1 protein-coding gene is annotated in these 478 nt (G+C 61.5%); it reads right to left on the reverse strand.

The features are described from left to right. On the reverse strand, positions 1 to 478 hold a 478-nt coding region (locus GVL03_RS19690; RefSeq protein ID WP_159502609.1), incomplete at both ends, for an aminotransferase class V-fold PLP-dependent enzyme.

The raw sequence follows: 478 nt of genomic DNA on the forward strand, positions 1-478 counted from the left end.
CCTTCATGCCGCGGCCGATGCCCATATTCTGCAGGAACGCATGGCGCACCAGCTCCTTCCTGCCGGCAACGATGCCCGAGGTCGGGCCGCCGAGGAATTTGTGGCCGGAGTAGAGGGCGATATCTGCCCCCTGCTCCAGGAAAATCCTGAGATCATATTCCGAGGCCGCATCGACGATGACGGGCACGCCCTTGGCATGAGCAATCTCGACGAATTCCTTCAGGTTCAAAAGGCCGTAATCGACGACATGGTGGGAGACGACATAGACGGCGGCGGCGGTCTTTTCGGTGATGGCGTTTTCCATGTGGAAGCGATGCGTCGAGGTCGCCTGCCCCACAAGCACGACCTTGCCGCCGGCAAGCCGGATCGCCTGGTCGACCGGGGCGCCGTAACTGACGACATGGCCCATCTGCACCAGCACCTCGTTCTTCTCCGGCACCACATCCGGCAGTTTCTCGATCGCCAGCAGGTTATTGCC

This window comes from Microbacterium sp. 18062 (assembly GCF_902706225.1).
GTDB lineage: Bacteria > Actinomycetota > Actinomycetes > Actinomycetales > Microbacteriaceae > Microbacterium.